Origin of the sequence: Palleniella muris, assembly GCF_004792655.1 — a bacterium.
GTDB classification, from domain to species: domain Bacteria; phylum Bacteroidota; class Bacteroidia; order Bacteroidales; family Bacteroidaceae; genus Prevotella; species Prevotella muris_A.
Genome location: NZ_SRZC01000044.1, coordinates 1 through 5,127, shown reverse-complemented (window position 1 = coordinate 5,127; position 5,127 = coordinate 1). Strand labels below are relative to the sequence as shown.

The following is a 5,127-nucleotide window of genomic DNA, read 5'->3' as shown; positions in this document are numbered from 1 at the left end:
CCTTTATGTATCGGAGAATCTTGCAAATTGGTGCGGTGTGCCGGCTGACAAAATCCGAGAAATATCCCCCTCTGTGTAATTTTGGCGATTGAGGTTACTCAACTCCACTTTGTCCCCATCAACAATTGTAATGTTCTCAAAGCCGAAGCGCAAAGCGCATTCCGCTATGATACTGCCAATACCAGCACCTCCTAAAAGGATACGGGTATTTCTGACTTTTTTCTGCTCTTCCGCATTGACGTAAATGCGATTCCTGCTGTATCTTTCCATAGGTTTTATGTTTTGTTCGAGTGCAAAGTTACAAATGGTTTTGAAACAGGCATAGCATAAAAGTGTTTTTTTTATTAATGCTATGCAAATTATACACAAAAGTGTGCCAGGGAAAATATTCTTAAAAATGTACGCCTGTACTCCTTGAAATAGCTGAAAAGGAAACCGAATGAACGGTTTTCTCCTTCTTCCCCTACGCCCTTTTCTCTCTTGTAAAATTCCTCTGTCGGTTCAAGGAACATGGCGATGCCTTTCTTTGTGCCGTCAGGCTGCACGACAGCCCAATGTTGCTCAAGCTTTTCGCGGGAATATGTCAGGAGTCCTTTCCCCGGGTCTGCAACATGGAATTTCCTGTCGCCTCGCTTATTCCGAGCATGGAGACACTCTCCGTTGTGGCAAAGCAGTAGCGAGAGAGAGTCTCAAGAGAATACTTGCGCCCGTAATGGCGGCAGAGCATTGCAAGGCACGCTATGTCACACTGCATGGAGTCGTGCTGCCGCTGCCAATAGGTGTGTTTCATGGGTTGTTCCTTTCTATTCGTTCTACATTCTTTGCTCAATGCTACGCATCATCTTCTGGCGGCGTGGCGTGGCATCCTTCAGATTGTTGAATCTGTAATTCACGGAGAAATACAATGTAGGATAGTTGTAGCGGTTCTTGAAACTGATTGTATAGCCTTGGCGCTCGCCTTTTCCTTTGTACTGTGATGCAAACAGGTTTATTCCGGACAAGGAAAAAGCAAGCTTCCTGTCAAGAACAAACAATGACAAGCCTGTACCGAAATCAAGCATCGGGTCTGTTGTGGAGACCGCTGTCTTCTGTCTGCCCGTATAGGCACAATTGATGTAGCCTGTGAAGGTGCGTGCCTTGTTGAAAACAAAGCCGGTATACAGATTACAGCCCCAAATGTCGGAGGTTGCCTTTTCGGATATTCCGGAGATAATGGCTTTGGAAATCTTATAGCCCCAATATGCTTCTGCAGAGATTTCCAGCCATTTCAGCCGGTCATAGTAAAAGGAGGGCTTGATACCGTACTCCATGCTGTTCTGGGCATTCTCCGTGACAGAGTATACATCCCCGTCAACAAGCCTGTTGACAGAGACAATCTCTTTCCTTCTCTGGTTGACATATCCCGTGATGGAAAGACTGCCCTTATAGCTGTAAACGGCTTTGTAAGTGTAGTGGCTCTCGCCTTTGAGATCCAGATTTCCCTTTGAATAACTGTGCTGGTTTATGCGCCATTCAAAAGGGTTTATCTGGTCGAACTTAGGGTCGATGCAGCCTGAGGTCAATATCAGTGAAAGCCGTGAACCGGCTTTGGAGTTCCATGATGCGATGAAATCCGGAAGGAAGTTGGTGTAATCAAGTTTGCGCCTTTCCATGTCCCTGCTGTCCAGATCGCGCTTGCTGTATGAGACCTGCACTCCGAGTCTGAAATAAAGGTTTTGTGTCGGGCGGTATGTTGTGCTTATGTACGGATTCAGCTTGATGTCGTCCAGTTTGATACGGTCATTTTGGCTTGTTGCGTGATAGCCTGCTTCGGTCAGTTCATTGCTCCTTTCATTGGAAATCCTGGCATAATAAGCCTTGAATCCGAAATCAAGGCTTGTATTCTTGCCCACCGCAAGGGAATAGTCGTTTGCGAAAGTCACGCCTTTTGCCTTCAGGCTCTGGTTTGACAGGTATGTCATGAATGGATGTTCTTCCGGAGCATAGCATCCTTCAAACAGCATGTCATTGTTTTCTTTGTAACTGTAGTATGAGGTCTCAACCCATCCTGTGAATGAATCGGAGAAGGAATGCTCTGCATAGACAGAGGCGTTGACACGTGGTTTGCCAATGCTGATGTAGTTTCTGTTGAAAGTCTGTCCGCCACTGTAGTTTTCCTCGGAAACGAACTCATTGTCATGGTCTCTCCTGCCGATGTTGCAGTTGAGGCCGAAATATCCTTTCTTGTTGTACTGGTACTGCACTGTTGCATAACCGCCAACGTAGTCGTTACTGCCTCTGGATGGTGTGGATGTCATATAGGAATCACCTGTGTCATAAGAATATGTTGCGTTCTCCGACATATATGAATAATTGTGGTTGTACGACGGTGTGATGTCAATAAATAGCTTGTCATTGTTGAATACTCCTGTGCTGTATACACCATACCTGCCGTTGTATCTTTCTCCTTTCATGATTTCCGAGCCAATGTTTCCACCTGTATATCTGTTGAACTTGGAACTCATGTGGAGCACAATCATTGCGGTGGTGCCGTCGGAGTCGTATTTTACAGGTGGTGCCGTGATGACATCCACCGAGGTTATAAGGGTGGCATCATATCCTTTCAGGACATCGGCAAGCTGTTCCTTGTCAACCCTTTGCATGACATTGTTGACGCTGAGCAGTATGTGCTCTTTGCCTATGACACTGATTTCGTTGCCTTTGACCTTGATTTGAGGCAGACGCCCCAGTAAGTCCAAGGCACTGTTACTGCTTGAGGCTATGTCGGTGGTGTTGACGGAGAATCCGTCTGGCATGGATTTCACACGGACAGGATGTCCCTTGACAACGACGGTCTGCAACTCGTTGATTTCCGCCTCCATTGGGCATTTGCCCAAATCAGTCGTTTCCGCATCTTTTATGGAGACATTCATTCGCACCATCCTGTAGCCAAGGCAGGAAATGCCCATCACCATTTCGCCACATGGGGACTCCAATGAGAACGTTCCGTCATCATCGGATAAAGTGCTGGAGATGATTTTTTGAGTAGCCATGTCTGCAATCATGAAGATATAGGCTCCTTCCACAGGGTTGCCTTCCTCACTGACAATCTGTCCTATGACTTTTCCATGGCGCTCATCCGCCATGACACTGATGCTCATGCCATACAAAAGCAGCAGGAAAAAAGAAATCTTATTCATGTGTGATATTGTTGTTAAAGTCTGGAGCCAAATAACATCGCGGGTCTGGGTAGTCGCTGTTCTCCATGCCATAGGCTTTTATTATGTTTGCAAAGCATCGGTTTCCATTATCAAAGCAATCTTTGAAATCCTTGCATTTCCTACAAGGGCTTTTGTGGGTAATGGAATCCTGCTGTCTCTTCCATAGACGGACAGCTTTGTCTGAGTTCCATATATCGCATATTGATTCCGAAAAGACATTGCCGATAATGAATTCCGGATTCCAATAAAGCTGCTCGCATATTGTGACATTGCCGTCAGGCAGCACAATCATGTTTGTCATGTTTGCTGAGCAAATGGGTCCTTCAAAATTCTTGCTTCCGCCTTTTGCCTTCTTGTATTTGTCATCATCATCAGGTGACCATAATATTTTTATTGGTGAGTTCTTTTTTGTTTCCTCTATCCAATCCGCCACCCTTGAGATTTGCTTGCGTGAGGATTTAATCTTGTCGAAATCTGTTCTGCTATACAAAGAACGGAATCCCACTCTGATTTCCCAATGTTTCAAATTGTTAAGTGTGGATAGAAATGAATATAATTCCGAAAGACTCTCAATACTGTCATTCATATTGGTAAGCACGGTCGCTATTTGACAGTCAATGCCTAACTCATTAATCTGCTGCAGCGTTTCCTTTATACGAGCGACATAACCGGATTGTACGTGCAACAACTCTTTGGCGACGGCATCCGATGCTGTGTCAAAAGAAACCTGCAACCGGATTCCATATTCTTTGAAAGCTACGAGTTCGTCACGTGAAAGAGGCTTTTTTGTTGAAATCATGTCAACATTGTAGCCATATTGTTTCAATACATTCAAGATCCCTTTCCAATGGCGGTTCTCAAAGAAATCACCGCCGGTAATCAGAATCTCAACAACACCACTTTTAACTGAATCTTGAACAAAAGCCTCAATCTTCTCAAGCGAGAACATGCTGTTATGGTGCTTTCTGTCGGCATAACAATACTCGCATGATGTATAACAGTTGTTGTTAGGCATCCACACGATTGACAAAGGTGCGGTCAGCATACGGCGAGACTCAAAGTCTAATTCTTTGAATCTGAAATCTTCTGGACGATAGCGTATTGACTTATTCAACTGAGGTTGCTCCGGTATTATCAGGCTCTTTGGGAATCCGCTGTCAACACCTGCCAAAGTTGTATGCCAGCATTCCTTTGCATGAATCATGGTCGTAAGGAATTTCTCAATCTGTTCTTCAGGAAAAGAGAAAAAATTGGAAATGGCGGTAACTGCTTTGTCCAATTCTATTGGTGTACTAAAGAATGATAGCATCATTGCATACGCCGGATGAATCATGGATTTCCAATCGTTGTCTACACTAATTCCATTACTCATCCTCCCATTTTCCCCACCTAAAATGAATGTCCTCTTCTTGTCATGTCTCAGAACATAATAGCTGTTCAATATGTATTTCATACTCCTGATTATCAAATTTCCACAGGGATTGTATAACTGAATCCCTGTGAAAATTAAAAAAGTTAAAGTTCTGTAAACAAGATACAATCTTTTTTGCGCTCAAATTTTACTGGTCCCATTCCACTTCGGCAATACGCTGTACTGCAACTGCTTTCCGCTCCAGCACGGTTGGTATTGCAGACATTGCTTTCACACCCATAGGAATAGCACTCATAACCACCCTTTACCTCAAACATCTCTTGAGGATTCAACGTGTCCTTATTAGATAAATCTAAGTAAGTCATAACTGTTTGCTTTTTTGATTAAAAATCACTCGCAGTGACAATCACATACGAGCATGTTAACTAACTGGTTTGGACATTTTTCACTTTTAATGTCCGGTGTCTCACTTCCGATGGCCATCTTGGTTTCGACGATGCAAAGTTACATGAACTTCGACTTTTTATTTTGACACAAAAGTGTATTTGTGTTCTA

The 5,127-nt window shown here is 43.9% G+C and carries 3 protein-coding genes and 1 pseudogene; all 4 read right to left on the bottom strand.

Annotation, left to right across the window (positions count from 1 at the left end; all coding sequences use genetic code 11):
* Positions 1-54: 54 nt before the first annotated feature.
* Positions 55-270 (bottom strand): annotated as a pseudogene (locus E5358_RS14850) (ThiF family adenylyltransferase); the annotation flags it as partial.
* Positions 271-583: 313 nt separating this feature from the next.
* Positions 584-790: a cysteine peptidase family C39 domain-containing protein gene (locus E5358_RS15460; protein WP_277821335.1), complete on the bottom strand. Its 207-nt coding sequence runs from the start codon at positions 788-790 to the stop codon at positions 584-586.
* 22 nt (positions 791-812) lie between these two features.
* Entirely contained in the window at positions 813-3,179 is a 2,367-nt protein-coding gene (locus E5358_RS14840) for a TonB-dependent receptor (protein ID WP_168354701.1), read from the bottom strand.
* On the bottom strand, positions 3,172-4,653 hold the full coding sequence (locus E5358_RS14835) for a radical SAM/SPASM domain-containing protein (RefSeq protein ID WP_135940931.1): 1,482 nt from the start codon (positions 4,651-4,653) through the stop codon (positions 3,172-3,174). The genes E5358_RS14840 and E5358_RS14835 overlap by 8 nt, the downstream gene beginning before the upstream one ends.
* Between the last annotated feature and the right edge of the window lie 474 nt (positions 4,654-5,127).

What these genes read in the sequence shown, in the direction of transcription:
- E5358_RS15460 (WP_277821335.1), bottom strand. Translation starts at nt 790, where the DNA reads ATGAAACACACCTATTGGCAGCGGCAGCACGACTCCATGCAGTGTGAC.
- E5358_RS14840 (WP_168354701.1), bottom strand. Translation starts at nt 3,179, where the DNA reads ATGAATAAGATTTCTTTTTTCCTGCTGCTTTTGTATGGCATGAGCATC.
- E5358_RS14835 (WP_135940931.1), bottom strand. Translation starts at nt 4,653, where the DNA reads ATGAAATACATATTGAACAGCTATTATGTTCTGAGACATGACAAGAAG.